This window comes from Niallia oryzisoli, from assembly GCF_036670025.1.
Lineage (GTDB): Bacteria > Bacillota > Bacilli > Bacillales > Cytobacillaceae > Bacillus_BD > Bacillus_BD oryzisoli.
In genome coordinates, this window is the sequence record NZ_CP137640.1 from 3,506,628 (window position 1) to 3,533,025 (window position 26,398).

Genomic DNA, 26,398 nt, shown 5'->3' on the forward strand with positions numbered 1-26,398 from the left:
TATAGAGTACTCATTTTCCATTTATAAATCGGATTCACACGGTATATTTATTCCTATTATTAGCGGATATCATTTGTCGATAGGCTTTTATTTCTATAAAATATTCTATTTTCCTCCTAAGAGACAAAATTAGGTATTGGTTTCAACGTAAAAAAGAAGTTCACTTCCTCGAGGTGAACTTCTTTTACGTTTTTTATTAGATTGTATTTTTTTAGCAAAGTTGTGCCCAAATATCGCTGGTATCTTCTACTGATGTAAGTTCGATGACGTTGTAGGCAGCGTTCGTGATGGCTTCTGGTAATGTATTGCCGATTGCTGTGATGTTATTAAAGCAAACTTCGGTGTTGTCTTTTATTGAAAATTTATAGCCAAACTTTTCTAGTCTCTCTACGATTAGCATGGCATGGCCAAGATTTTGTTCTGGTTGAAAGTCAGAGTCATGAATGAAAATACCATTTTCATTGTCATACCATCTATCCCATCTATTTAACTTCCAACCTAATATTCTACGAGCAATTGAATTTGTTTTTGACATGTTACATTCCCCTTTTCTCTTCATTTTTATTATTAATTTCTTAATATTTTCTTCAGTATGTATGTCATCAGCTGTAAATAAATAATTGATTCTTAAAGGCTAACTAGTCTGTTATATGTCACATCCATTTTTTTGTTTCTGTTTGATTGTTATAGTACAATTTATTAGGATTAATGAAATTATATAACAGTTACGAAACAATTTCTACTATTATTTTGAAATTTTTTGAAAAAATATTATGTTTTGATCCTTTTCTACAAATTTTCACAAAACAATAGGCCCTTTCCGTTCTGAAGGACCTTGCAATGGTTATTTTTCTTTATAAAAAAGAAGCATAAACTATATGCCTCAAAATACAAAGATTTTAACTTATCTCTAATACCCAAATTGTAAATCAATTACCATTACTTCGGATCGGCTGCCCATTCTTAGAGGCGGTCCCCATGTTCCATAACCTGAAGAGACAAATGAGTGTAAGCTTCCTTTTTGTAAATAGCCGCCATCATTTTCAAACAGCATTCCTGTAATCAGATTAGCCGGGGCCAGCTGTCCATTGTGAGTATGGCCTGATACCATGAGATCAACTCCATATCTTTTAGCCTGATCCAATTCGGTCGGCTGATGATCCATCACAATAATCGGTTTACTTTTCTCCATACCTTTTAACAGTGCTTGAATTTCTTTCCGGTCCCCTTCCGCAGGATCTTTTCGGCCAGTTAGATACAATTGATTATGAACAAGGATTGTTTCATCTCGCAGAACTTGTATGCCTGCTTTTTCTAATTCCTGTTCCAGCAGTGGAAGGTCATTCCTATAAACATCGTGATTACCAGAAATAGCATACACACCAAGTGGAGCTTCCAATTCATTCATGAGCGCCTGCATATTTTTTTCGAGAAATGGATCGATATCATCATCAATCGTATCACCGGCAAACAAAATCAGATCTGGTTTCACTTCATCAGCAATGGCGACTAATTTTTGCAGATGCGTGACTCCGACGATCGGGCCTAAGTGCAGGTCAGAGGCAAGCAGGATTTTGATGGACGGCTGCTCAGCTTTCTTCGGAATGTTCACTTCATAACTGCGTACAATTGGACTCCAGGCATTGTACGACCCGATGCAAAAGATGATGACAAAGAACGCGATGATTCCAAGTCCGTACCACTGAATTCCTTTCTTTTTAAAAAGAAAATACAGCAAATTGGCGAACGGCAAGAGAATAAGACTGTACCCGATTACGGCCATCCAATAACCGCTGATCCAGGCAAATAAAGGGAAGGAAAATGCTTGGGCTAAAAACGGGGAAACCGAAAACAAGAAAAGGAGGAGAAGATATCTTTTTCGATATTTCCCTTTTGTATATAGTTTCAGCCATGCCCGGATGTTTTTACTTATGTAAATACAGAGAAGAAAATAGACGATAACGAAAATCAGAAAAAATAAACTGGTAGTTAATGACATGTTTTCTTCCCACCTCTTTTCTTTATAAGGAAGTCACTGTTGATAACATATACAAGTATATACTAGCCTTCTATTGTTAAGCTAAGATTTACTCCGTTGATCAAAAACTAAATGTCTTATAAATAAAAACAGTTGGTATTTGATCTTTTCCTATATTTGCTGGCATTGAAAAAGAAGCAGAAGAACCGTCCCTCTGCTTCCCTGCTCTGTTTAGGCATTTAGGTCTCGTTTTTGGAAAAATGTGTAGGTGATGATGATCAATCCAGTAATTAATACGGCTGACAAAACGATGTAGATGGTTTCAAGGCCGTTGCCAAATATGATATTGGTTGCATCAAAATATTTAAATGGTGTTAAGTATGTTAAGTTTTCGATGTTCTCATTTAAATCGATCGCGACGGAAAGGATATAAGTCAATATTAGAATCCCTGAGGCCTGCGATGCAGCCGTTTTTGGTTTCTTTTTAATGGAAGCAAGTGCTGTTCCTATAACCATAAATAATATTTGGGCCATGAACATGCCAATCATCGTTAGGGTAATGTTTTCATTCACTGCTTCACCATGGGTATTGTATTTACCTAATATAACAATCAATGAAAGAAAGGTTACTAGATTAAAAACCACAATATTGATGAAAGCTGCCATTAATTTCGCTGTAATGATCATATTTCTTGATACGGGCTTAACGAATAAAAACTCAGATGTTTTATCACGTTCTTCTTTAGCAATAATCATGGCTCCAAGCATTGCTGAATGAATGGTTGCCATTAGGAGCAAATAAATAAACAGGATTGAATAGTAGCCATTCAACGTTGATAAATCTACATCACTAAAGCCCAAGACAGCCTTTAATGATTGCGGGAGATTGGCAACCAGATCATTAATTGATTGGCCCTGGGAAGAATAGGCTTCATATTTACCCATTCCTGAAACAACCATGAGAAAAACACCAATACTCCATATAATGAGTGATTTTCTATGAGATTTTAATTCTTTTAGAAAGATATTCATGACGACCCCTCCGTTTAGCTTGTAACCAGGCTATCCTCTTATACAGAATGGATATCCTTTTTAAGATAGATGAAATAAGTTGCCGTTATGGCAAAGACAAAAATGACAGCACCTGCAATGATAAATGAAGTTTCAAAGCTTTCATGCTTTAAAATATAGGCATTGTCAAAATATTTAAACGGTGATAGATATCGTTTCGCTTCCTCTCCCGTTGTATCGCTGAACATACCTAGAAAGTAAAAGGCAAAGACGACACCAAGAGACACAGGGAGTACGGTTTTCATCTTTGGAATCAGAACGGAAAGAATGAACCCAAGTGCTAAGAAAATCAGCTGAATAAAAAACATCGTAAGCGAAAGCATGAGAAATATTTTATAACTAAAATCATCTGACATGACTTGGAAGACCATGATGCTTGCTGTCGCTATATACAGGATATTCGTGATGACAAGGGAAGCCAGCGCTGCCATTAATTTTGCCGTAATAATGGTCGTTCGTGTAACAGGTTTCGTTAAAAGAAAATCAGCTGTTTTCTCACGAACTTCCTTACTAATTATCGAAGTTCCGAGATTCATTGCCTGTATCGCCCCGCAGAGGGTTATAAAGGTTAATGGAAAACAATAGAATCCTAGTATCGAAAAGAATGTTCCCAGGTTAACCCCTAACAGGTTTCGTACTGCTTCCGGATACCCTTCCATTATTTTTGTAAAATCCTCTGCATCTTTTGAAAAGGCAGGATAAAATGACATGAACAACACGACAAGCAATAATAATGATATTGACCAAATGATGGTTGATTTCCCGTTGGCTTTTAATTCATGCAGGAACATGTTCATAGTTTCCTATGCCTCCTTTTCGTAGAAATGCAAGAAGATTTCTTCAAGGTCAGGCTCTTCGATCCAAAGGTTTGCCACGTCTATTTCGGCAATCCTTTTCAAAACAGTATTGATATCTCCTTTGAATAAGAAACTGACTGTCGTACCTTCCACCTCTAATTTTGTTACCCCATCCAGTTGAAAGTATTGTTTATTTAAAATGGTTTTTGTTTCAATTTTGAACTTTTTATAGTTGTTTTCCTGCAGTGTTTTAATTTTTTCAACGGTTACGATCTTTCCTTCCTTAATAATTGCGACTCGATTACATAATCGCTGAACTTCCGTTAAAATGTGGGAGGAAAATAGAATCGTGGCACCTTTTTTATTTTCCTCCTCGAGTAAATCAAAGAATTTTTGCTGCATCAATGGATCGAGCCCGCTTGTTGGTTCGTCAAGAATGATCAGTTTTGGTTCATGAAGCAGTCCTTGAACAATCCCGACTTTCTTTTTGTTCCCTAATGATAAATCATCAATTTTTTTCGTTAGATCAAGATCCATGATTTCCGCTAATTCTTTGATTCTCAGGCTGCAATCCTTTTTATAAAAACTTGCAGAGTATTTTAATAGATCGATTACTTTCATATTGTCATAGTAGAAAACTTCTGAAGGCAAATAGCCAATTTGCTTTTTTATTTCAGGGCCATACTTAACACAATCCTTGCCAAAAATCTTTGCACTTCCACTTGTAGGATAAATCAAGGACAAGAGAGTCCGTATTGTCGTTGATTTCCCAGCACCGTTTGGACCAATGAATCCGAAGATCTCCCCTTCTTCTACAGTAAAGCTAACGTCCGTAATTCCTCTTGCCTTTCCATACGTTTTGGTCAGATTGTTGATTTCAATGACGTTCATCGTAATGGCCTCCCACTTATTTATAAAAACTTCTTTTTAAAACTTTTAAATATTCTTCTGCTTCTAGACGAACTTCTTCATAATTGATTTCATGTCCAGGTGCCAGCTTCGCTTTAAAAAGTGTCTCATCGCTTAATTTTTCGAATGTGAAGGTGATGATTTTTAACATAATGGGAAGATTGACATCATCTCTGAACTTGGTGTAATCGATCCCTTCAAAAAATTTCTCCATATTGATATCGATGAATTCTTTTCTCTTTTTTTCCAGCTCCGCTTTTACTTCTAATGACTCCTCCAATAGAGCCTCTTCCATAAACTTAAAAAGATCAGGATAACTTGTCATCAATTCCATTTTGATCATGATGGCCTCACTAGTTCTTTTAAAGAAATCCTTCTCTGAAAGATCTACCTTATGATAAAACTCCCCCACAATCATGCTATAGCAATAATCAAACAAGAATAAGTACAGCTGCTTTTTGTTCTTAAAATAATGAAACAGCAATCCCTTTGAAATCCCTGCTTCCTTTACGATTTGATTGGTCGATGCTAAATCATATCCTTTCTGGGCAAACTCCTTCATCGCCGCATTGACGATACGGTCTTGTTTTTCCGAATCCAGATTTAAAAACTTTGAATACATAAGCAGCAGCTCCATCCTCTTCATAATCCCTCTAGATGTTGACCACATCAGTCAATTACATTGTAATCCCGCTGACCCATCTGGTCAATAGAATAATAAACACTATTTTCCAACGATCGCAAAAAAGCATGGGGACGGTTCTTCTGCTTCCTTGGAAGCAGAAGAACCGTCCCCATGTTCATTTATTTCGTTAACAATTTTTCTATATCGTTTTGTATTTCTTCTGGTGTAGTGGTTGGAGCGTAGCGTTCTACAACACTGCCATCCTTGTCAATTAGGAATTTGGTGAAGTTCCATTTTATGTTGGACCCTTCAAGGAGTTCAGGAGCGTTCGTGCTTAAGTGTTTGTATAAGCCGCTATTTTTATCAAGATTTTCGTCCTCTGGTGCCTCTTTACGTAGGTATTGATACAGTGGATGAGCATTTTCACCATTTACATCGATTTTTTGGAAAATCGGAAATTCCACTTGATAATTTAGTGAGCAAAAAGAACTGATTTCTTCATTTGTTCCCGGCTCCTGTCCACCGAATTGATTGCATGGAAAGCCCAATACAGTAAAACCTTTGTCTTTGTATGTTTCATATAATTTTTCCAAGCCTTCATATTGAGGTGTTAGACCGCATTTACTTGCCGTATTAACAATTAACATGACTTTTCCCTTATAAGAATCAAGTCCGATTTCCTCTCCGTTTGATAATTTCGCTTTAAATGAATGAACTGACATACTTACACTCTCCTTCTTTTCTTTTTTTACATGAACAGCAAACGTAACAGGTGTCTCATTCGGATGTTGTTCATTTAGATATTCGAGAAAGAATCGGTCATTACCTTCCTTCGGAAATTCAAAGGCATTTCCGGTGCGAATCAAATTGTCATTAGAGGTGGTCACTTCATGAATCCCATTATTCCACAAGTTGATTTGAGCAGTATTTGTAGATGTTCCAGCGGCATATGCTGTGCTCAAATCACCGCAAATGGTCACAATTGAAATGAGGAAGATAAAGATTAACATATTTCTAATCATAGAAAATAACATGATCATCAGGTAGATTGCCTCCAGGTGTTTTTCCAATAGATCGTTATTCCGCAACAATTTAAAGTGATTTTCATTGAGTTATTTTCTCTCATTTTGACCATATATTTACCCAAAAATACAGGACAAAAGGATTTCCTTTTGTCCTGTATTTTTGGGTAAATATATTTTTGGAAGCACAAGAACCGTCCCCCTGCTTATTCAACCTTGAAGGTTATTGATGCTACGGCATCGTAACCACTTCCGTAGAAGTAAATCAATTTATAGGTTGAATCTTGTTTGTAACGGGCAGGATAGATGTTTTTGCTTGGATCATAGGTGAATTTTACCGTTCCATTCGTTACTTGTGTATACATCCACCAAATGGATGCCACTTTTCCTGGATCTTCATTCATTTCATATAAACCGATCCAATCACTTTTAGGTGCTCTAACATTTTCCACCGTAACCTCAACCGTATCTTTTACCCCATTTAAGCTAGCTTTAGAAAGAGTTATGGAGACTTCTTTTCCTTCTGCAGTTTTTCCTAAGACCTTTAAAGAATTTGTACTTTCTTTTCCATAGGCATCAAGAGCAAATACTTCAATTTCATATAAGGTAGCAGGCTTTAGTCCATCAATGGTAAACGTGATAGGATTTGGTACAGGATCTCTATAAAATTCTGAGAAAGCCAGAAATTCTTTTTCTATCATGCCATTATCCGCTCGTCTCGCAACGATTTTATAATCGTGAACAAGAAGATTATCCTTTGCTTGCGTTAACATCAAAGCTATGCTAACAGATGTTGTTTGATCCTGAACGACAGAAATCATGGCATCCTTTGTAAAGTGAGGGGCCATTTTATTCCTTCTTTGTTCTGTGTACTTAAAATTATTCTTGTTTGCCGGTAAGCTGATCTCAAATGGTTCCCCGGTCCAGTCATTGTTATGTATGTCACGCCGCTTTAACAATACTTTATTTTGATATACCTCTACAATTAGTGCTTGATTTAGGAAATCTGCTCCCTCGGGTACTTCCCCTTGAATCCGCCCGGCATCAAGCCATAAATAGGCACCCGTTGAGGTTCCGATACTAGTAAAATCCTCTTGGTGTATAATTCTTGGATCATCTAATGGATAATGCGTATGCCCTGAAAAGGATATAACTTGTGGATATGGTTTCAACGTATCATAGAATAAATCTCTATTTTCATGGAATCCCCATTCGCTTCCATAAACAGTTCCTATTATTGGCTGATGATGGAAAACAAAAATTGGATTTTTCGGGTCGTCAGCAGTGGCTGCTTTCAATTGCTCACCCAGCCATTTAATTTGGTTAACTGAAAATCTCCCTTCTGTTAATCCATCCTCTGTTCCAAGGACGATAAAATGAAAACCGTTGATCACCTTATGAAAGTAAATAGATTCCATGCCAGTTTTATGTAGAAATAGCTTTTGGGCATCTGCTGCAGATAATCCATTCCAATAATCATGATTTCCTATCGCCATTAATGACTCAGCTTGTGATTGTTTACTAGAATTAAAAGCAGACATGAAACGGTCATATTGAGCTGAATCCCCATACTCAGTTAAGTCACCTACTACTACAAAAGCATCATGCTTAGGAGCAACTTTATTCAATTGCTCTAAAGTAGTTTTAAACTTTTTTAAGTTTTGATCATTATCTGAATAAATATGAACATCACTTATAACGGGAAAAACCAAATCTGGTGTATTTCCGTTTGAGTTCATAATAGATGATTTTGATGCTGCACCAACAGTCAATCCATCAAACGATCCTAGTAATGAAACACCTAATGCAGCTCCCGCCATTTTTGTTGTTCTTCCTAAAAAGGAACGCCTGTCCATTCCCTTTTTAAAAAGTTCACGTTGTAGAGATTGATCAACATCAATAGTAAAATCTTTATCTTTCATCTTATGTACCTCTTTTCACATAATATAATTGTTTCCAATCTACTTTTAAAGAATAATCAGAAACTATTAATTTTGTATTAATGCTGAATAAATTTATTGTTTATTTGTAAAAAGAAAAAAGGCATCCAAAAATGAATGCCTTTAATATGATAATGGATTAGATAATCTCTTTTATTTTTGTTAGCAGTTTGATTTGTTTTTCTTTCAGGATGGGATTGATGTGATAATAGAATGGTTTTGTGCTAGATTCAATTCCTTTTATTCGATCTGGGGGTAATTTTAATAAAGCTTCACCCGCTAAGGTTTCGAGAATTCCGTTTGTTCCCCAAGCAAGAAGAATCGGGACATAGGCAGTAGATAATTGGGATTGAAGTTCTTTTTCTCTTTCAACTGAAAATATACTGTGAAAATGAAACCCGCTTGCCTCTGCTTCCTGTATTAGTTTATTAAAATCTTCCGTATTTCCAGCACATAAATCGGATAGGTTTAGAATAGAAACACGTGTCCACCCCTTTATTTTCATTAACCGCATCACTTGATATTGAGTAGGATCCGGTTTTGCCTCAATATAAGGAATACAGCTCGGCAGCTCTAGATTAAGAGTTGGTACAAATGATTCCTTTTTTCTTGGCGAGGATGTTCCAGGATTCATTAGAATCAAGATGGCATTTACTTCATGATTCAGTTGGCTCCCTTTTCGGATTACATATGCATGGCTCCGGCAATAAAAAACCTTCCCTTTTACTTTCTGGTTGTAAAAACTAGCTACGACGTTAAATTCCTTTTTCAGCTGTTCGGCATAAACGTATTCTACCATCTAATACCTCCCATTCTTTCTACTGGAAAAAAACTGTTCATATGCAACTATATAACAAAGTTGGCGCGAAAAATTGCACTCCTTGTATGTAACCATTCAGTTATTTTCCTCATCAAGTGCTTGATTCTAACAATATTTATCAAAATACATCCTTGCCTAAACAATAGAAAAAATAGCAAAGGAACGGTACCTTGGCTTCATGATAACCACAGCACCGTTACCTTGCTTTAAATTAATTTATAAATCTAGTTTTTCAAGCTTTTCATAAACTTTTTCCCTAGTCAGATTATATGACTGCCATGGCCTGTTTGGGGAATATTTTTTTTCTTCTTTTCGTTGTTGAAGCACTTCCTCCAATCCGGTTACGTTTGGATTTTTTTCATACAGGTCAATCAATCCAAGAGTTCCGGTAGGCGACATATAGTTTAAATAATGGATATCGATCTTCCCTGTTTCCTCATAGCGTGCAATATTTCTGTCTACCACCATTCTGTCTATGTTTATTACATTTATGCCCACATAATAAATAAGTGCAGATATGAAATAGAAATGGAACAAGGAAAGCTTTTCTAACCATATTTTCACAAGTGTATAAGCAAAGATGATAAGTAAGAACATCATAAAAGATTGCACCAATACCCTAGTAAATGTAAATCCATATGCGTCCTCATACATGGCCATACGCATGAAGGCGGAGATGAGAAGTACGCCGCTTGACAGGACAAGAATGCTTAGAGCCGCTCGGATTGCGTTCTTTATTATTCCTTGAACACTTTTCGTCAAGCTAATGACCGTTGTCGTTACGGATAAATTTATCAAAGTAACGAAAAGCAATTCAAAGAAACCGCGGCGGGCATATTCTGCATAGGTATAGCCAGCTTCCAGGGTGCCGCTGAAGAAGTATTTAAATTGCACAGCAACAAACAGAATATACACTAAATCCAGGAGAACCAGAACCGTCAAGGCTATGATGCCATCGATCGCCATTGGCATTAATCGAACTTCCTTATTATGACTATTTTTTTGTAAAAGAACCTGCATGTAGCCGAAGAATCCGAAAGTATAGATGAAGATGATGATGACACGTAAAACATAATCGGTACGAAAGCTTAGTAAATCTGGAAGACTGTTGACCAATCTTTCAAATTGAGTGTCTGCTTCAATTAATAAATTAAGGATGATAAATAAAAATGGGACGGAAATCAGGAGCCCGATCAAGATTTTTTTCCAAACAACATACTTTTTACCATCACCGCTTCCCTTAAACATCGTGGTAAAATGCTTTGCAAAAAGGGCATTGTAGCGGATACTGTCAACGAGACGAAAAATCATGTGATAAATGAAAGATAATTGACTCCAGCTCATGTTTTTAGGCGACGTAATCAATGCAAGATGAAAGATAACAAGACCTGGAATCGCAAGGATATTTAATGTATGAAATAACGGGATGTCATACAAAAAATAGCTTGCAGCCAAAACCCAGATAACGATCAATACGAAATATCCAAGCCGCTGGTGCGAGAATGAAAACAAACGGAATTTCCAGAAAAATGCCGAATAAAAAACTACGATAAAGATAAAATAAGAAATTCCAATCTGACCTCTAAAGAAGGCCTCCTCTGCAACAACCCCTAGCAGCAAACACATGAAGAAAAAGACCCAGTCTTGCTTTCTTATTTTCAATTCCATATCGAAACCTCCAATTACTATATTTGATTGATTTAGTACACAGAAATTCTATGTATATAAAGAAAAAAAATAAACAGTATTTGTTTTCTATGTATATAGAAATTCTAGGTAGATTGGCAAAAAAAAGCTTATATTGAAGCTTTTTTTCCCCATTGATAACTAATCAGACAAATCGGGTATAAAAGAATGGTGAGAAATATACAAATGGCCATAAAGGTTTCTGTCAACAAAGGATTAAACCATTTATGCGGTATAATTTGGAAAACGGTTAATACCATTAATGTTAAATTCGGAATTAAGGCTAAAAGGAAAGTTCTTTTCATCAGTTTCTTTCCCTTATGTCCAAAGCCCCTGCCAATTTCATAACCGAGTAACGCCCAGAAAACCATGTAAATCAATGCAATTAAGATTGGAATCGACGTTAACTGAGACCATAGTTTAGTGAGCCATTTCCAATCAAATACATTATGAGCGAATGTGAGAATCGATCCCCCACCGAAGAAAAAGATATTTACCGCAATAAACAGCCATTTCATGTTACTTGGTGTAACAGAGAGCTCCTCTTTCCACATCGCTGCAATCTCTCCTGGTGACCCCAATCTCGTATAAATGTTATCTTGCATTTCAGCTTCATCTTCTATATTTTTAAGTTCAATAAGTAATTCATCAAGATGTGTTTCATACTCAATTAAGATCATTTCTTTTTCCTGGTGGCTGCCAAGACATTCAGCAAGTTCTCTTAAAAAATCATTCTTTAGCCGTTCCATGATTTTTTCTCCCTATTACCTTGTTAATAACAGAAACAAAGTCATTCCATTCACGGGTTTTTTCCTGAAGCATTTCTTTACCCGCCTCGGTAATCTGATAATATTTTCGGGCCGGCCCTTTTTCCTGCTCCTGCCAATAGCATTCGATGTATTCCTGCTTTTCAAGCTTATGTAACGCTGGATAAAGCGTTCCCTCTTTTATAGAAAACTCGTTGCCGCTCCGTTTTTCCAGTTCTTTGACAAGCTCGTATCCATACATATCCCGCTCACCTAAAAGCTGTAACAGCAAAAGAGACGTGCTTCCCTTCACCAGTTCACGATCAAACATTTCATCACCTACCTAGAAATTTTAGGTACATAGAAATTCTATAACTATTCATGAAATTTGTAAAGTAGGTTTTCGGATTTGGGCTCCATATATTACAAATTTGTCATATTTTGCATTGAAATTGTAAGAAGAATCGATGGGGATTCAGATGTCTTTTTTCTAAAATAAAACTATGAGTTTTTTTTGGAAGGAGATGTGTGGTATGGATTGGATAGCAATAAATATTCATTTATTTAGAATGATTAATGACTTAGGGAAAGAATATGCATTCTTAAATCCAGTTATGATTTTCATTGCAGAGTATCTGACATTATTTTTAGCTGCAACGGTAATGCTATTTTGGGTTTCTAGGGGTAATAGGAACAGAATAATGATTTTTTGTGCAGTGATAACGTTTATTTTGTCGGAGATAACGGCAAAAATAGCCAGTTTTATTCACTCCAATAAGCAGCCTTTTGCTGAGTTACCAGACGTAAATCAATTAATTGAAAAGGCTGTAGACAATTCCTTTCCAAGTGATCATACGATTTTGTTTTTTTCATTTTGCGTTACTTTTTCGTTATTTAACAAAAAAATTGGGTTTTTATGGTTGATACCAGCTTGTTTTGTAGGTCTATCACGCATCTGGGTGGGTGTCCATTATCCTTCAGATGTAGTAACGGGAGCATTTATCAGTATTATTACAGCCCTAGTTGTTTTCCTGATCATGCCAAAATTCGGTTTCACATTGAAACTGTTGAACCTTTATGAATCTCTGGAACACTTCGTACTTTCCCCTCTGCAAAAACCAAAAAAATCGAATTCAAAAGACTATTAAATCTATTGTATGTAACACAAAGGGACCTCTACAGGAGAAGTCCCTAATTCTTATTTTATTAAAACCCACTACTATTGAAAAATCCGATCAATCTCTTGGATTTCCTCCTCAGTTAACTGAACCTCTAACGTTTTAAGATTTTGCAAAACTTGGTCTGGCCGTTTCGCGCCTGGAATAATAACATCAATCACATCAAGTGTCAGATACCAGGCAAGAACAACATGGGCTACTTCTGCACCCTTCGTTGACGCTAGCTTACGAAGCTTTTCTACTTTTACTAGGGTAGCTTCAAACAATTCCCTCTCAAAGAACTTCCCGCGTTTTTCCGCTAAATTTGTTTGTTTATCATATTTTCCTGTTAGTAATCCTGAAGCTAATGGGAAGTAAGGAATAAAGGAAATCCTATTTTCTACTGCATAAGGAAACAACTCTTTTTCCGCCGCACGATTTAATAGATTGTACTCATCTTGAATCACATCGACATAGCCATCCTTATTGGCTTCTTTTATTTGTTCTATGGTAAAATTCGATACCCCAATGGCACGGATTTTCCCTTCATCCTTCAGTTGTTTCAATGCCCCGACCGCTTCATCCTTCGGTGTATTAGGATCAGGAAAATGTATGTAAAATAAATCGATATAGTCCGTTTGCAGACGTTGCAATGCTTCCTCTACTGACTGGATTAAAAATGCAGGTGAATTATTAATTTTGATATCATTCCCGATAAATTGGTGCGCAGCTTTTGTGGCAATCACGATTTCAGATCGATTCGCCCTTTCCTTTATAACTTCACCAATAATTTCTTCGGAGCGTTTTGGTCCATACATATAAGCTGTATCAATAAAGTTGATTCCATTTGCTAAGCCTTTACGTACTAATTCTCTACCTGCCTCTTCATCAAGATTTGGGAATATATTATGACCGCCGACTGCATTCGTTCCCAATCCAATCGGATTAACATAAAGCTCTGTTTTGCCAATTTGAACCTTTTTTTCCACTGGTAATCATCTCCTTTTTCCCTCTATAACTATCATATCAAACTGCTTGATCGAACCCAAACAAATCGTTTGTATCCTAACAATATTTAAAAATTGCGCTGAGAGTACATATTTTAAACTGCTCTGATCATTATCTCTTTTGCTATTTTAAGATATTATGGAGATCAAATCTATCAAGTAATGCCTCTATTCCTGAACAAGGACTTAATACAACACATGTACATGGTCATACAGCACTTTTTGGTGTATACGGAGTCCTTGGCATTAGTTTAATGCTGTTCTGTTTAAAAGGTTTGGAAAACGAAATTGCTCAGCTTTGCTTTTTGGTGTATTAATACTGTACAAACCTTTATTTGGCCTTGAATGATAGGAAACACAATTTTTGGAATAGGAGCTCTAGCACTTGGCTGGTTTATTTTAGGTTTAAAAACAGGCTGGTCCATTAAGGATGGGACAAATGAAATAAATCAATCCATTGAAAAAAATTAACATGCCACTTCAGCGGATAGTCACTTATGTGATTGTCCGCTTTTTTATGGACTTTAAGTATGTATCAAAAATGTCTCCTTTTCCTTTCTGTATGCCCCACTTTGTTTTCGGATACGCCTTTTCATCATTTTTCGGAAAAATGGGTTGGTAGCCTTGTACAAGTAGGTCATCTATTACATATTCTGATTTCAGAATGGAAGGGGATGGATCTAGTGGTTAAAAAGAAAAAAGACAATAACAAATTAAAACAAAATATTTATGTTCAATATGGGCGTAATAGCACAAATAATTATGACACAATTTCTAGCGAATATAGTGGAATTGTTCGTTCAAAAGATATTTCTGCAAACATTTGTTCGAATGGTTTTGCTGAAAGCAGCACGCTTTCTGTTAATACGAAACATCATTTTGTTCCAATCAGCTTTCACACTCCTTCTAGTTACACAACAGCTGAAGGAACCTTTTTAGTAGTTTCGGGAACTGGCATGGCTACTGATCCTAAAACAGGAGGACAGACATCAGGAGTTTTTTCACTTTTATTACAGAAAAGTCAAATAGGAAAAAAAGATTTTGCGATGTTTAATTATTCTGGTATTAATCCTATTAGCAAGAAAAATCTATCATTTTCTATTTCAAAGACTCTTGCAGGAGAAAATCTAACCATTTCTCCTATTCCTCACACGAATCGTAATGATAATACGTCTGAAAGCCAAACATTAACACAATTTGCTAATATAATTCATCCGATTCTGCAAGCGATCAATCATAGTTTAGAAAAATTGACTGCTATTAATCTTGAGCTTTCAGGATTGGGTAAACATCAGAACAATGAAATTATGGATCATACGATAACTGGCATTCCATCTGATAAGAATGACGATGTTTCTAGCAATGACATTATTAATGATGTATCCGATGAGGAATTAACAGTGGATGCTCCTGTTGAGGAATCTATCAACGTTACTCCTCCTGACCAATCAGTTACCGCTGAAGCTGATAACGACTTAGGTGCAGTTGCTCCTGTTGTGGAACTTGTCGACGTTGTTCCCCCTGACGAATCAAATGTCGATGGTACTAATAACGACTCAGGTACAGTTGCTCCTGTGGTGGAACCTGTCGACGTTGCTCCTCCTGACGAATCAAATGTCGATGGTACTAATGACGACTCAGGTACAGTTGCTCCTGTGGTGGAACCTGTCGACGTTGCTCCTCCTGACGAATCAAATGTCAATGCTACTAATGATGACTTAGGTACAGTTGCTCCTGTTGTGGAACCTGTCGACGCTGCTCCTCCTAACGAATCAAATGTCGATGGTACTAATGACGACTCAGGTACAGTTGCTCCTGTTGTGGAACCTGTCGACTTTGCTCCTCCTAACGAATCAAATGTCGATGGTACTAATGACGACTCAGGTGCAGTTGCTCCTGTTGTTGACTCGGTGGAAGACTTGTCTGACAATGATACAGCAAATGATTTACCTGGCACCGAAATAGTTGTTATATCTAATTATGAAATAGAGGAAGATTTAACAGTCAGCAACACAACAGAGAATCTACCGGACCTTCAATTAGTTGAGGAAGTCCCTGTCGACGACACCAAGGAAGACCTGCCAGCTATTACGTCTCCAGAAAACATATCAGACCAGCTGACAAAGGCAATAATGATACTACTGCAAATGAAAAAAAGCTTAACTATAGACGATCATAAAGACTGATTATTTCATTATATTTTATAAAGACATGCATTAGCCTTGATGATATGAATTCTAGAGAGTTCTTTCTTAAATTGTTAACACTTATCAATCATTTCATATGCAAATTTCCCTACCCTGTCACACTCACCCTATTCTATAACGCTCTTTTTCTTTTTAACAAATCATTTTGAAAAAAAGTTTGAAGTGATAAGTATGGAATCTCGGACATATATTTTATAGACTTCATCGTTCACTACAGGGGGGCTGTATGCATATGCAATGGTATCTTAAGGTTTTAAAAAATTATGTAGGTTTCGAAGGCAGAGCAACACGTCAGGAATACTGGATGTTTATTCTATTCAATTTTATTGCAGCATGTATCCTATCTATTGTGGAATTAGTACTCGATATCCCTGGAGTATTAACCGGACTTTACGGCTTAGCTGTTTTCCTTCCTTCGTTAGCCGTTCTTGTTCGAAGATTACATGATACTGGTAGAAGCGGCTGGTGGTTCTTGATTTCCTTTATCCCCTTTATTGGAACCATTGTGTTAATTGTATTTGCCTGTCAAGACAGCCAGCCGTTGGAAAATCATTATGGTTTAAATCCCAAGGGTTCTTATTAGTTATGAAAACCGCCTTATATAAGGCGGTTTTATAATTATTCTATGAATTATTTAAATCCTTCCCCGAGGATACCTGCATCTTTTCTTTCAGCAGAACCAAGCAGCTTTTGTTTATGAATATTTTCTTTTTGCTCGATTAACGGTTCCCGTTTGCCTCTATATACATATTTCTTTTTCAGGATTTGTTTTTTCTTATTATAAAATAGGACAAATCGCTTTAATGGTAAATTAGGGTTCGTGTTTATCCAATTAATTTTAAAGGAGGCTGCCTCTTCCCATTCTTCTACAGAAAGCATATGAGCTAAAATCTTTAGTTGTTTTAAATTAAACTCCGGAGTCAAACGCACTTCCCTTTCAAGCAAAAGAGTTGGATCTTCCAGTACCGGCGGCTGTTTCAACACGACATCCTCATCCTTAATCTTTTGTTCTAATTGTGAAAATTCGATTTTTGGATACAATTTACCAATCAACTCCTCATAAAATTTAGCGAAATAATAATTACGAATTAATTTCAACTATAAAAAAATGGATAATAAATCTAATAATGGACAAAATGCTTCTTAAAACTCTATTTGAAACAATATTTGTTTTATACATTTAGTATAATAGTTTTCTTCAGTATTATCATAATATACTTTATAGAAGTTACCAATAGTGATGCTTCTCTTCAATTGATACTTTTTTATTTTATTACACTTCACGATTGTACACTGTTTTTTATTGATATCGCAACATTTCAACTTAAAACCATTAGAAAAAACAAAAAAGACTAACCTGAGTACAGTTAATCTTCTTTATTAACAGCTTTCTGATAAACAAGGTAGTTGATTACTTGACTAGAACGATTAGAAACGGTAATACAATAAAAGATAAGAGGGTTGTCCAAAGAATGCTTTTTGTCACGATTTTTGGAGAGGCATCAAACTTCGCTGCTAAAATCCCTGCATTCACAGCAACCGGCATACATGCCAAAATCAATAATACTCGGAATAAGAGCCCGTCAATTTTAAGTATAGATAAACAAATTAAGGCGATTGCCGGCGATACAAGCAATCTCATTCCTATACCTGCCCAATAAGCGGTATGCGTTTTTCTTTCCAGCTTTTCTGTTTTCACATTCATCATTTGGGCGCCTAAGATAGCTAATACAATAGGGGAATAAGCATCTGCAATCATCGAAAATCCACTTGCTATCCCGCTGGGTAATGGAATATCGAAGCTGCGAAACAAAAATGCCAGTATAGCTGCATAGATTGCCGGTAGAGAAAATACAGACTTAATGGCATTTTTAATATTAAAGTGCGAACGCGCTGCAAAGTAGATTCCTACAGTATTAACAATAATCATTTGCAAAACAATAAACACCGATGCCTTGTCCAGCCCGAGCTGCCCGAACGCGAGTAAAATAAGCGGAATCCCGTAGTTGACACAGTTTGTAAATGCTGAAATAAGCGTAAGGCCTGCAATATCATTTTGTGATAATGCAAGCAGTTTTCCTAATCCATTTGCTGTTCCCCATAGTAAAATTAGATTTAATAGCGAGAAAGCAAAGGTTAAATAAATATCCTCATGGGACACTTCTGCATTTATTAACGTATCGAAGATGACGATGGGAGTAAAATAATATAAAACTAAAACTAAAAGCGGTTTAATATCAAGCTGCTTGTATTTACTAAGCAACGTCCCGGCAATGACGGGTATCGCAAGCGGCACAAGCACTTGAAAAAGGGTGGAAAAGACATTTTGAATCATAAGTAATAAATTCCTCTCTGACTGCTTTATTCTATATTCCAACATTATACTACAATATTCATAATAAAAAGAAGATTAAAGATAGTTACTTATTTAAAACGAAAGGCAGCCTCGAATGGAAACGAGACTGCCTCTATTTATAAATTGATTTTCAAAACATCTGCCATCAGCTTTTATTAGATATTCCATCGTACAATCAATCCTGCATGCGTTAAACCACCACCGAAGCCGTATAATAACAGAATATCTCCATTTGTGATTTTCCCTTCCCGAACCCCTTTATCAAGTGATAATGGAATGGTTGCTGCGGACGTATTGCCGTATTCTACCAGGCTATACAATGTTTTCTCAATCGGAAAATTTGTTTTCTGACAGATTGATTCAATCATCCTTAAATTAGCACTATGCGGCACAAACCAATTTACATCACTTAATGGCATTGATGCTTTCTCTAGAACCTCTTTCATGCCTTTTGGTACGGTGGTAACTGCCCATTTGTATACCTCCCGCCCATTTTGAACAAATTTATCGCTCTTGATAATTTCTTCTTCAAACATTGACTTTGATAAATCGGAACAATATAAGTTTTTTCCTTTTTCCCCTTCAGAACCTAGATGGTAAGAAAGGAAACTTGGCTGTTTTTCATCATATTCTACAAGTACTGCACCACCGCCATCTCCAAATAGAATACAGGTGGAACGATCTTCATAATCTGTAATTTTCGATAGAGTTTCTGCACCAATAACGAGAATTTTCTTGTGTAAACCAGAAGTAATTAAGCCATTAGCTAAATGCAGCCCGTAAGCAAACCCAGAACATGCAGCGTTTAAATCAATCGCACCTGTTTGTTTGATTCCTAGTTTTGCTTGGACTAATGAAGCTGTGCTTGGAGTTTTGAAATCAGGAGTCATTGTACAGGCAATAACCAAATCAACATCTTCTAGGGATTTATTATAGCTTTCGACCAAGTTCAATGCGGCTTTATAACCGATATCACTTGTATGCTCGTCTTCGCGTGCAAATCTTCGTTCTTTTATACCAGTCCGTTTTACAATCCATTCATCATTCGTTTCTACCAATTTTTCTAAATCATCATTTGTTACTATTTTTTCAGGGACATATGAACCAATTGCAGTTATACGAGCTTTTGAAAAAGTCATTGAATACCCCCTTGCTTTTTGAATTTTGACTTTTATTCATTTTACCACTTATTACTAATACTAGATACTAATATGATACCAAAGTAGAATAAAAGAGCAGCATCTTCCATGCTGCTCTTTTAAAGCCTTTTGTAATCTAAATATTTTTATTATTAATCAAAAAAAAAACATTCATTATAACTTGATAATGGTCTTTTTAAGATCATCAATGAATTCCAACACAGCCTCTTCTTTCGTAGCCCATGATGTAACCAAGCGTATCGCAGAAGTACCCGAATCTATTATTTCCCAAATCAAAAAAGCGTACTTCCTTTGAAGCTCAGAAATGATGGAATTCGGCAAAATAGGGAAAATCTGATTTGACGGGGAATGGGTCAGAAACGTAAAACCTGCATTCCTTATTTCATCCCTGATCATATCTGCCATCTTATTAGCATGCATCGCCAGGTCAAAGAACAGATCATCCCGAAAAAGTTCCAAAAATTGAACTCCCAATAATCTGCCTTTGGCAAGAAGCGCCCCCTTCTGCTTAATATGAAAGCGGAAATCATCTTTAAGTGAGTCCCTGCAAATAACCAATGCTTCCCCGAGCAAAGCCCCATTCTTCGTACCGCCAATATAAAAGGCATCTACAAGTATTGGAAGATCACTTATCTTTAGGTCATTTTCTGAGGAACACAAAGCAGAACCTAGTCTTGCGCCATCCATATATAGAATGAGGTTTTTCTCCCTGCAGAATTGACTTATCTGTTCCAATTCCTCCTTATTGTATATAGAGCCTATTTCAGTTGAATTCGATAGGTAAACGAGCTTTGGCTTAACCATGTGTTCATCAGTATGAAAATCAAGTACATTCTGTAATTGCTCAGTGGTTAATTTCCCATCGGCGGTTTCAACCGCTATCACTTTATGCCCTGTTGCTTCAATTGCACCTGTTTCATGGGTGAAAATGTGACCTGTGCTCGCTGCAATCGCTGCTTCATGTGGTCTTAGAAAAGCAGAAATAGCAATTAAATTTGTTTGAGTACCACCTGTTAAAAGATGAATATCCACGTCAGCCTGTCCTAATTTTTGTTTAATAAGTTCGATTGCTTGGCGGGAATAGTGGTCCTCCCCGTAGCCATCTTCCTGGACAAGATTTGATTCCATCAGCGCAGTCAAGATTCTTGGATATGCACCTTCGCTGTAGTCATTTTTAAAACTGTACATATAACCGCTCCTAGCTTGATGTTTTTTACTATTTTACCATAATAACTAAATGTCATATCCTCTGTTCTTAGCCTTATCTATTCTTGTTCTAATACATATAACATTTGCAATTGGAAAAATATCTGAATGGTTCTTGATTTATAGCTGTACATAAGGATTAATAAATAAATAACTATCTTATGATTGTTTTTGACTGAAGCTAAGCTTGATTCAATAACAAGTTCACGAGATAATAATTTAGTTAGGGAAATGTTATAAAGGGAGAAGATGTATGAAAAGGATTTTACAGAATTTTATTAAAGGGTTATTAACGATTGTTCCCATTATTCTTGTGATCTATGTTGTCTTTAAAATTTTTATGTTTTTAGACGGCCTGCTTGGAAATTATTTAAAACCATATTTAAAGGATGCCTACATACCTGGGATTGGATTATTATTTACCTTTATCTTGATCACCATCTTAGGCTGGCTGTCTACTAAGGTATTTACAGGTACCATTTTCCGGATGATTGACAAACTGCTAGAAAAGATTCCGTTTATTAAAACCATCTATTCCGTTATTAAAGATACTTTTCAATCTTTTCTTGGAGAGAAAAAGTCCTTTTCGAAAGTAGCCCTTGTTACGATCCCAGGTACAGAAGTAAAAACAATTGGATTTATCACGACAGAGGACCTTGAAGGCTTTTATCATCCATTAAAGGATTATGTGGCTGTCTATGTTCAACAAACCTTTCAAATTGCAGGTGTTACCATATTAATTCCGAAAGGCCAAGTGGAGATTATTGATATAAAGCCTGAGGATGCAATGAAATTCGTGTTGTCGGGTGGAATGACGTCTAATCAAGGTCAACAATCGCCGGAAAAGTGAAATAACAAAGAAGCTGTCCCCATTAAGTGTCAAGCGTCTACAATTGGTTTATAGACAGTAATAATTTTCAACAGTGATACTTTATGACTTTGACACATAAAAACATGACAGTGAAAAACCGTTTAATTATTGTTTAACTGTTTAACCTAGAGTTAAAGCATTATCCTGTGTCTTTGACTTCATTCTATTTAAGCTGCAATATACTGCTAGGAATTAAGTTCAACTTCCTTTATGTAGTTATTAACATGAGAAGGTGATAGTCGTGTCATTTCGTGGGGATGCTCATAAGTTGTATCTTAAAATGAAGAAAATAGAACTCAATGAATTCATACATACAAAGGAATTGGCGGAGGTTCAAGAAATTCGAACCTTTTACCAATCAGTTGAAACTGCTTTATTAAAATTAATCTATTATCGAATGATCAAAGAGAAAAGTGGTTCGGGGATTATCCCCGTATTCGTTACAGCTATTCCATGGTTTATATTTCTATTTGCAAGCAAGTTACAAGAGTTTCTTTTTCAAAAGGGAGGAATTCTTTGGCTTCCGTTTAGTGTGATTTATATGTTTGTACTAATCATTAGTGTTATTATTCATTATCGCGAAAAGGCCTGGGCCAGTCTGCATATTGAGATCATTCAAGATGTGATTAAAGAGCGAAATGACCCGCACAATGAATCTTGACCGTGCTAATCACAATATCATTTTTTAATTCCATACAGGCTAGAAATGAAATAGTAATTCCTGGACACTTTTTTAGATCCCTCATCCGAATGGTATACTTTTGAATATTCAGTAAAATAGGTCTGTTTTAAAAGGCTGCAGCAATATATATTTAGTAAGACCATTTTTGAGGAGGAATGATTTTTGTCCAAAAAGATTGCTGTGGCCATCATACATGGGATTGGAACACAGACAGATGATTTTGCTCTGGTGATGGAGGAGAAAATAAAAAAACAGTTTATCAAACGTTTAAAGAAATTGAAGCCTTCCGTCACGTCCCCTGATGCACAATTGGTAATTAAACCGATTTGCTGGGCCAATATTTTCGAAGAACCCGAGCACATTCTGTGGGAGAAATTCCAATCAAGCAAACTTGATTATTTGCTTTTGCGTAATGCCATGATTCATGTGTTAGCCGATGCCATCGCGTATCAAAGATCACCCTCTCAAAAAAACTTCTATAAAAAAATCCATACAAAAATAGATGAAAAATTATATGAACTTTCTCGCGAAACTGGTGACGAAGAAGCGCCATTATGCGTTATCGCTCATAGCCTTGGAACGGTTATTACAAGTAATCATTTTTATGATCTACAGCAAGGCAAAAGAATGGCAGATCCGTTGGAAAATCCTCTCGTAAGAGGAGAAACCTTAACACTTTTTTATACAATGGGAAGCCCGATTGCACTATGGAGTATCAGTTACGATGAATTTGACCGGCCGATTGAAGTACCGGCAAAATGGATCCAAGAGTGCTATCCAAATACTGGTGAATGGATCAACTTTTACGACAAAGATGACATCGTCGGCTATCCGCTAGAACCTTTATACGGCAGCCAATATGTTAAAGACCGTCAGTCTGCTGTTGGCGGAATCCTGACCGGCTGGAATCCGCTTTCCCACAATCAATACTGGACTGCTCGCCAAGTCATCAACCCAATCGTTGATGGACTCATCCGAACATGGATTACGATTAATAAATGATTAAAGCATGGGATAACCCCATGCTTTTTCAATCACGTCTTATAACAGTCCTACCATTTGCAGGCCATGGTAAATACCATCTTCTTCAACGGACTTTGTAACAAATTTTGCAGCTTCTTTTACTGTGTCTTCTGCGTTCCCCATCGCAATACTATTTTGTACGGTCGACAGCATCTCGATATCATTCAGCCCATCACCAAAAGCGTATTGATGCTCCGGAGGGAAACCAAGCTTGTCCACAATTTTCTGAATGCCCCTTGCTTTTGAGCCGCCCTTTGGAAGTATATCTACACCAACAGGATGCCATCTAATAAAATCAAAATCGTGAAATTCCTGTTCATATTGTTTCTCTTCCCCTTCCTTACAAAAGAGGAGTGACTGATACAGTTCACGCTCCTTGTAATAATAAGGATCATGGGTAGGAAAACGGTCAATTTTCAATGAATCAATGCCTTCCTTTATGTAAGAATGCTCAGGGACATTCGCTTTCATATCTTTATGGTCCATAAAAACAACAGGATGATTATTATGAAGAGCTGTTTCTGTCAATTTTACAAGCGATGGAATGTTTAAAGGATTTGTATGTAACACTTTGCCATTTAACACGACAAATTGTCCATTATAACTAACATACGTATGAATATCCAATTCTTTTCGCAGATCCTCGAACATAAAGGGAGCTCTTCCAGTAGCAATAGCAACTACATGTCCAGCTTCCTTTAGTTGAAAAATGGCTTCTTTTGTTGCATGAGGCAATTCTTTATCATGGTCAAGCAGAGTTCCGTCTATATCAAAAAAAATTACACTTTGTTCGGTCATTATTCGCCCTACTTTCAAGTAAAATTTGATCATTTGTTTTGAGAATCGCTTTTTCATATAAAACCATTGTTCCTTCAAAACAAAGAATCATGATTCCCATAGAGTTTTCTTTTTTGTTTTCTCATCAATGGTTCGAGTGTAACTTATGAAACCCGTTTCATGTCAATTATTTTGACCAAATCTCTTACTAAAAGCAGGGCGCTGTATGCTTGTTTATTTTTGATCGTTCTTTTGATCAGGATGTGGATTCGCTCGTTCTACGATTTGTCTCAGTTCTCCTTCGTCTCCTTTTGCATTGATTATTTCCATTATTTGATTGAGCCCTGCGCTTGTTTGATCAGTATCATTTTTCAATGGCTGCATCCTGCCTTTCCTATTGTTTTCGTTTTATTATTTCCTCTTCTGCATGGTATATGATTCTGTTCACGTATTTTCGAAAGTATTTTTGTTTATATAAAAAAAGGAAAAATTCACAAAATTAGTTTACAAGGTTGTTTTCTTCTTGATATCATGAAATATGCAAGTTACGATCAGTAAACACTATTCACTAATCGTGAACAACTTTGAAAGTTGATTATCTTGTTTTATCTTTTGAGATTAGTGTTGTTCATATTACATGGATAATGGATTTTGTTTAACAAATAATATTTTATGGAGGATTACATATGAGCTATCAATATTTACTTTGTGATATCGAAAATAAAGTGGCGGTTGTTACGATCAATCATTCACCAGGTAACAAATTAAACACTCAGGTATATCAGGAAATCACTCAGATTATGGGAGAATTGGAAGCGAATCCAGATGTACAGGCTATTGTCTTGACAGGAGCTGGCGATGAAGCATTTGTAGCTGGAGCAGATATCAATGAAATGGTGGATTTAGATACCGTTGGAATGATGAATTTAACCCAAGTTACGAGAGTGTCTTTTTCAAGAATTGAGAATTTGACGAAGCCGGTAATTGCTGCAATCAATGGGGAGGCTCGTGGAGGCGGCTTTGAGCTTGCATTAACATGTGATCTACGGATTGCTTCTGAAAAAGCACAATTTGCTTTTCCTGAAATCAACTTAGGCGTCATCCCTGGCGGCGGCGGTACACAACGGATTCAAAAGGTTGTCGGACAAGGCACCGCGAAAGAATTATTATATTTCGGAAAAATAATCGATGCAGAACGGGCTTATCAGCTGCAAATTGTCAATCTAGTCGTTCCCCATGATCAAGTCCTATCAACTGCAAAAGAATGGGCTGAAGAGCTTGCTCAGAAAGCACCGGTTGCATTAAGAATGATGAAACTAGCTGTTAATACTGGCTCTAATGTTGACCTTGAATCTGCTTTAACAGTTGAAGCTGCATGCTATGACGGTGCTTTTGCAACACAAGACCGCAGAGAGGGCATGGCTGCACGACTTGAAAATAGAACGCCTAAATATGTCGGTAAATAATCATAACGTAAGGCTGTCCATTTAAGCAGGACAGCCTGCTTTTACTTCTGCGATTTAGTTTAAACCCGATCAGAGAGGAAAACGGACCATGGTAAAAGAAGAAACTAAAAGTCAAGGGATACAATCGATTGAAGTCGGTATAACGATATTAAAAAAGATCGCCGAAGCGAGAAAGCCTGTATCTATCTCGGAAATTGCCATATTATGCGAAACATCAAAAAGCAAGCTGCATCGTTATTTGACAAGTTTTGTGAGAACAGGAATGCTAAAAAAAGACCAGAATGCTAAATATATGCTGGGAACCGAAATACTTCGCTTAGGATTGCAAGCATCACAAATGTTAAATATCAAGGATATTGCTGCGCCTCACTTATTGGATATTAAAGAATCGTTGAATGAGACCACTGCCCTTTCGATCTGGGGAGAAACCGGTCCGTTTTTTGTGAGCTGGGAAGAAAGCAATCGGGCAGCAAATATCGGGATCAAAGCGGGTTCCCAGGTCAGCCTTACGAAAAGTGCTACCGGCAGAGTGTTTGCAGCTTTTTTACCAGCAGAAATGACGACCCCTAAAATTAGCGAAGAACTTGCCATATCCTCTATAGATGAACAACAATTTCACGAAATAACAGAGCTGATTAAAAAAAATGGCTATGCCTATGTGAATAGCTCTCTCATTCCTGGAATCAATGCAATAGCCTCCCCAATTTTTGACCAATCTTCCAAACTGGCAGCTGTCCTCTCCGTTGTAGGTATAGAAAGTACATTAGATACATCAGAACATTCACAAGCCGTTCAGTTAATTAAGGTAAAGGCTTCTATCGTGTCAAAAATGTTAGGGTTTTCTATGTAAATCGAAGGGCTGGGTTTACTTGTTTCAAAAGAAAAACCCCAG

At 36.7% G+C, this 26,398-nt stretch carries 28 protein-coding genes; 9 read left to right on the forward strand and 19 right to left on the reverse strand.

Features of this window, described 5'->3' with window-relative positions; all coding sequences use genetic code 11:
• Positions 1–211 precede the first annotated feature (211 nt).
• The 12 genes from R4Z09_RS17705 to R4Z09_RS17760 all read right to left on the reverse strand — a co-directional run bounded on the left by R4Z09_RS17705 (position 212) and on the right by R4Z09_RS17760 (position 11,925).
• A complete protein-coding gene (locus R4Z09_RS17705; RefSeq protein ID WP_338448070.1) occupies positions 212–535 on the reverse strand; it encodes a BC1872 family protein in 324 nt (107 codons plus the stop codon).
• Positions 536–910: 375 nt separating this feature from the next.
• Entirely contained in the window at positions 911–1,999 is a 1,089-nt protein-coding gene (locus R4Z09_RS17710; protein WP_338448071.1) for a metallophosphoesterase, read from the reverse strand.
• Positions 2,000–2,209: 210 nt separating this feature from the next.
• Positions 2,210–3,010 carry an ABC transporter permease subunit gene (locus R4Z09_RS17715; protein WP_338448072.1) on the reverse strand — a complete coding sequence of 267 codons (801 nt, stop codon included), beginning with the start codon at positions 3,008–3,010 and terminating at the stop codon, positions 2,210–2,212.
• 38 nt (positions 3,011–3,048) lie between these two features.
• Positions 3,049–3,846, reverse strand: coding sequence for an ABC transporter permease subunit (locus R4Z09_RS17720; protein ID WP_338448073.1), 798 nt, complete (start codon positions 3,844–3,846; stop codon positions 3,049–3,051).
• Positions 3,847–3,852: 6 nt separating this feature from the next.
• The gene (locus tag R4Z09_RS17725) at positions 3,853–4,737 is read right to left on the reverse strand and encodes an ABC transporter ATP-binding protein (protein WP_338448074.1); all 885 of its coding nucleotides are present in this window, start codon (positions 4,735–4,737) and stop codon (positions 3,853–3,855) included.
• 16 nt (positions 4,738–4,753) lie between these two features.
• A complete protein-coding gene (locus R4Z09_RS17730; protein WP_338448075.1) occupies positions 4,754–5,377 on the reverse strand; it encodes a TetR/AcrR family transcriptional regulator in 624 nt (207 codons plus the stop codon).
• 182 nt (positions 5,378–5,559) lie between these two features.
• Entirely contained in the window at positions 5,560–6,102 is a 543-nt protein-coding gene (locus tag R4Z09_RS17735; protein ID WP_338453298.1) for a glutathione peroxidase, read from the reverse strand.
• A 506-nt stretch (positions 6,103–6,608) separates the two neighbouring features.
• Positions 6,609–8,324 (reverse strand): metallophosphoesterase, encoded by a 1,716-nt coding sequence (locus R4Z09_RS17740; protein ID WP_338448076.1) that lies wholly within the window; start codon positions 8,322–8,324, stop codon positions 6,609–6,611.
• A gap of 157 nt (positions 8,325–8,481) precedes the next feature.
• The gene (locus tag R4Z09_RS17745; RefSeq protein ID WP_338448077.1) at positions 8,482–9,141 is read right to left on the reverse strand and encodes a hypothetical protein; all 660 of its coding nucleotides are present in this window, start codon (positions 9,139–9,141) and stop codon (positions 8,482–8,484) included.
• A 237-nt stretch (positions 9,142–9,378) separates the two neighbouring features.
• Positions 9,379–10,830, reverse strand: coding sequence for a DUF4173 domain-containing protein (locus tag R4Z09_RS17750; protein ID WP_338448078.1), 1,452 nt, complete (start codon positions 10,828–10,830; stop codon positions 9,379–9,381).
• 128 nt (positions 10,831–10,958) lie between these two features.
• Positions 10,959–11,597: a hypothetical protein gene (locus R4Z09_RS17755; protein WP_338448079.1), complete on the reverse strand. Its 639-nt coding sequence runs from the start codon at positions 11,595–11,597 to the stop codon at positions 10,959–10,961.
• Positions 11,578–11,925: a PadR family transcriptional regulator gene (locus tag R4Z09_RS17760; protein ID WP_338448080.1), complete on the reverse strand. Its 348-nt coding sequence runs from the start codon at positions 11,923–11,925 to the stop codon at positions 11,578–11,580. Before R4Z09_RS17760 ends, R4Z09_RS17755 begins: the two co-directional genes overlap by 20 nt.
• Positions 11,926–12,127: 202 nt before the next feature.
• Between R4Z09_RS17760 and R4Z09_RS17765 the strand changes: the two genes are divergently transcribed.
• Entirely contained in the window at positions 12,128–12,742 is a 615-nt protein-coding gene (locus tag R4Z09_RS17765; RefSeq protein WP_338448081.1) for an undecaprenyl-diphosphatase, read from the forward strand.
• Between the two features lie 71 nt (positions 12,743–12,813).
• On the opposite strand, the gene R4Z09_RS17770 is transcribed toward R4Z09_RS17765, so the two are convergent.
• Positions 12,814–13,740, reverse strand: a complete 927-nt coding sequence (locus R4Z09_RS17770) for an aldo/keto reductase (RefSeq protein ID WP_338448082.1) — start codon at positions 13,738–13,740, stop codon at positions 12,814–12,816.
• A gap of 363 nt (positions 13,741–14,103) precedes the next feature.
• Here R4Z09_RS17770 and R4Z09_RS17775 point away from each other — a divergent pair, with 363 nt between their 5' ends.
• From R4Z09_RS17775 to R4Z09_RS17785, 3 genes are all read left to right on the forward strand, one after another.
• Complete coding sequence (locus tag R4Z09_RS17775; protein WP_338448083.1) at positions 14,104–14,229, forward strand: hypothetical protein; 126 nt, start codon at positions 14,104–14,106, stop codon at positions 14,227–14,229.
• 212 nt (positions 14,230–14,441) lie between these two features.
• A complete protein-coding gene (locus tag R4Z09_RS17780; RefSeq protein WP_338448084.1) occupies positions 14,442–15,944 on the forward strand; it encodes a hypothetical protein in 1,503 nt (500 codons plus the stop codon).
• Between the two features lie 253 nt (positions 15,945–16,197).
• On the forward strand, positions 16,198–16,548 hold the full coding sequence (locus tag R4Z09_RS17785) for a DUF805 domain-containing protein (protein ID WP_338448085.1): 351 nt from the start codon (positions 16,198–16,200) through the stop codon (positions 16,546–16,548).
• Positions 16,549–16,595: 47 nt separating this feature from the next.
• Here R4Z09_RS17785 and R4Z09_RS17790 read toward each other — a convergent pair whose 3' ends face one another.
• The 4 genes from R4Z09_RS17790 to R4Z09_RS17805 form a co-directional block, all read right to left on the reverse strand.
• The gene (locus tag R4Z09_RS17790) at positions 16,596–17,006 is read right to left on the reverse strand and encodes a hypothetical protein (protein ID WP_338448086.1); all 411 of its coding nucleotides are present in this window, start codon (positions 17,004–17,006) and stop codon (positions 16,596–16,598) included.
• 370 nt (positions 17,007–17,376) lie between these two features.
• A complete protein-coding gene (locus R4Z09_RS17795; protein ID WP_338448087.1) occupies positions 17,377–18,300 on the reverse strand; it encodes an AEC family transporter in 924 nt (307 codons plus the stop codon).
• Between the two features lie 176 nt (positions 18,301–18,476).
• Positions 18,477–19,460 carry a ketoacyl-ACP synthase III gene (locus R4Z09_RS17800; protein ID WP_338448088.1) on the reverse strand — a complete coding sequence of 328 codons (984 nt, stop codon included), beginning with the start codon at positions 19,458–19,460 and terminating at the stop codon, positions 18,477–18,479.
• A 174-nt stretch (positions 19,461–19,634) separates the two neighbouring features.
• The gene (locus tag R4Z09_RS17805; RefSeq protein ID WP_338448089.1) at positions 19,635–20,669 is read right to left on the reverse strand and encodes a low specificity L-threonine aldolase; all 1,035 of its coding nucleotides are present in this window, start codon (positions 20,667–20,669) and stop codon (positions 19,635–19,637) included.
• Between the two features lie 271 nt (positions 20,670–20,940).
• Between R4Z09_RS17805 and R4Z09_RS17810 the strand changes: the two genes are divergently transcribed.
• The 3 genes from R4Z09_RS17810 (at position 20,941) to R4Z09_RS17820 (ending at position 23,242) form a co-directional block, all read left to right on the forward strand.
• Complete coding sequence (locus R4Z09_RS17810; protein WP_338448090.1) at positions 20,941–21,537, forward strand: DUF502 domain-containing protein; 597 nt, start codon at positions 20,941–20,943, stop codon at positions 21,535–21,537.
• A gap of 262 nt (positions 21,538–21,799) precedes the next feature.
• Positions 21,800–22,219, forward strand: a complete 420-nt coding sequence (locus R4Z09_RS17815; RefSeq protein WP_338448091.1) for a hypothetical protein — start codon at positions 21,800–21,802, stop codon at positions 22,217–22,219.
• A gap of 183 nt (positions 22,220–22,402) precedes the next feature.
• Entirely contained in the window at positions 22,403–23,242 is an 840-nt protein-coding gene (locus R4Z09_RS17820; RefSeq protein WP_338448092.1) for a chemotaxis protein, read from the forward strand.
• Positions 23,243–23,281: 39 nt separating this feature from the next.
• On the opposite strand, the gene R4Z09_RS17825 is transcribed toward R4Z09_RS17820, so the two are convergent.
• Both R4Z09_RS17825 and R4Z09_RS17830 read right to left on the reverse strand, forming a co-directional pair.
• Positions 23,282–24,061, reverse strand: a complete 780-nt coding sequence (locus tag R4Z09_RS17825; protein ID WP_338448093.1) for a Cof-type HAD-IIB family hydrolase — start codon at positions 24,059–24,061, stop codon at positions 23,282–23,284.
• A gap of 213 nt (positions 24,062–24,274) precedes the next feature.
• Positions 24,275–24,415 carry a hypothetical protein gene (locus R4Z09_RS17830; RefSeq protein ID WP_338448094.1) on the reverse strand — a complete coding sequence of 47 codons (141 nt, stop codon included), beginning with the start codon at positions 24,413–24,415 and terminating at the stop codon, positions 24,275–24,277.
• 311 nt (positions 24,416–24,726) lie between these two features.
• On the opposite strand from R4Z09_RS17830, the gene R4Z09_RS17835 reads away from it, so the two are divergent.
• Both R4Z09_RS17835 and R4Z09_RS17840 read left to right on the forward strand, forming a co-directional pair.
• Positions 24,727–25,506 (forward strand): enoyl-CoA hydratase/isomerase family protein, encoded by a 780-nt coding sequence (locus tag R4Z09_RS17835; RefSeq protein ID WP_338448095.1) that lies wholly within the window; start codon positions 24,727–24,729, stop codon positions 25,504–25,506.
• Positions 25,507–25,594: 88 nt separating this feature from the next.
• Positions 25,595–26,356 (forward strand): IclR family transcriptional regulator, encoded by a 762-nt coding sequence (locus R4Z09_RS17840; protein ID WP_338448096.1) that lies wholly within the window; start codon positions 25,595–25,597, stop codon positions 26,354–26,356.
• The last annotated feature ends 42 nt before the right edge of the window (positions 26,357–26,398 follow it).

Bases quoted from the DNA above. Each gene is read 5' to 3' on its own strand.
- R4Z09_RS17840 (WP_338448096.1), top strand. From the start codon at position 25,595: ATGGTAAAAGAAGAAACTAAAAGTCAAGGGATACAATCGATTGAAGTC.
- R4Z09_RS17805 (WP_338448089.1), bottom strand. From the start codon at position 20,669: ATGTACAGTTTTAAAAATGACTACAGCGAAGGTGCATATCCAAGAATC.
- R4Z09_RS17735 (WP_338453298.1), bottom strand. From the start codon at position 6,102: ATGTCAGTTCATTCATTTAAAGCGAAATTATCAAACGGAGAGGAAATC.
- R4Z09_RS17825 (WP_338448093.1), bottom strand. From the start codon at position 24,061: ATGACCGAACAAAGTGTAATTTTTTTTGATATAGACGGAACTCTGCTT.
- R4Z09_RS17720 (WP_338448073.1), bottom strand. From the start codon at position 3,846: ATGAACATGTTCCTGCATGAATTAAAAGCCAACGGGAAATCAACCATC.
- R4Z09_RS17775 (WP_338448083.1), top strand. From the start codon at position 14,104: ATGATAGGAAACACAATTTTTGGAATAGGAGCTCTAGCACTTGGCTGG.
- R4Z09_RS17745 (WP_338448077.1), bottom strand. From the start codon at position 9,141: ATGGTAGAATACGTTTATGCCGAACAGCTGAAAAAGGAATTTAACGTC.
- R4Z09_RS17810 (WP_338448090.1), top strand. From the start codon at position 20,941: ATGAAAAGGATTTTACAGAATTTTATTAAAGGGTTATTAACGATTGTT.
- R4Z09_RS17740 (WP_338448076.1), bottom strand. From the start codon at position 8,324: ATGAAAGATAAAGATTTTACTATTGATGTTGATCAATCTCTACAACGT.
- R4Z09_RS17765 (WP_338448081.1), top strand. From the start codon at position 12,128: ATGGATTGGATAGCAATAAATATTCATTTATTTAGAATGATTAATGAC.
- R4Z09_RS17730 (WP_338448075.1), bottom strand. From the start codon at position 5,377: ATGTATTCAAAGTTTTTAAATCTGGATTCGGAAAAACAAGACCGTATC.
- R4Z09_RS17755 (WP_338448079.1), bottom strand. From the start codon at position 11,597: ATGGAACGGCTAAAGAATGATTTTTTAAGAGAACTTGCTGAATGTCTT.
- R4Z09_RS17760 (WP_338448080.1), bottom strand. From the start codon at position 11,925: ATGTTTGATCGTGAACTGGTGAAGGGAAGCACGTCTCTTTTGCTGTTA.
- R4Z09_RS17795 (WP_338448087.1), bottom strand. From the start codon at position 18,300: ATGATTCAAAATGTCTTTTCCACCCTTTTTCAAGTGCTTGTGCCGCTT.
- R4Z09_RS17710 (WP_338448071.1), bottom strand. From the start codon at position 1,999: ATGTCATTAACTACCAGTTTATTTTTTCTGATTTTCGTTATCGTCTAT.
- R4Z09_RS17785 (WP_338448085.1), top strand. From the start codon at position 16,198: ATGCAATGGTATCTTAAGGTTTTAAAAAATTATGTAGGTTTCGAAGGC.
- R4Z09_RS17750 (WP_338448078.1), bottom strand. From the start codon at position 10,830: ATGGAATTGAAAATAAGAAAGCAAGACTGGGTCTTTTTCTTCATGTGT.
- R4Z09_RS17705 (WP_338448070.1), bottom strand. From the start codon at position 535: ATGTCAAAAACAAATTCAATTGCTCGTAGAATATTAGGTTGGAAGTTA.
- R4Z09_RS17800 (WP_338448088.1), bottom strand. From the start codon at position 19,460: ATGACTTTTTCAAAAGCTCGTATAACTGCAATTGGTTCATATGTCCCT.
- R4Z09_RS17715 (WP_338448072.1), bottom strand. From the start codon at position 3,010: ATGAATATCTTTCTAAAAGAATTAAAATCTCATAGAAAATCACTCATT.
- R4Z09_RS17725 (WP_338448074.1), bottom strand. From the start codon at position 4,737: ATGAACGTCATTGAAATCAACAATCTGACCAAAACGTATGGAAAGGCA.
- R4Z09_RS17835 (WP_338448095.1), top strand. From the start codon at position 24,727: ATGAGCTATCAATATTTACTTTGTGATATCGAAAATAAAGTGGCGGTT.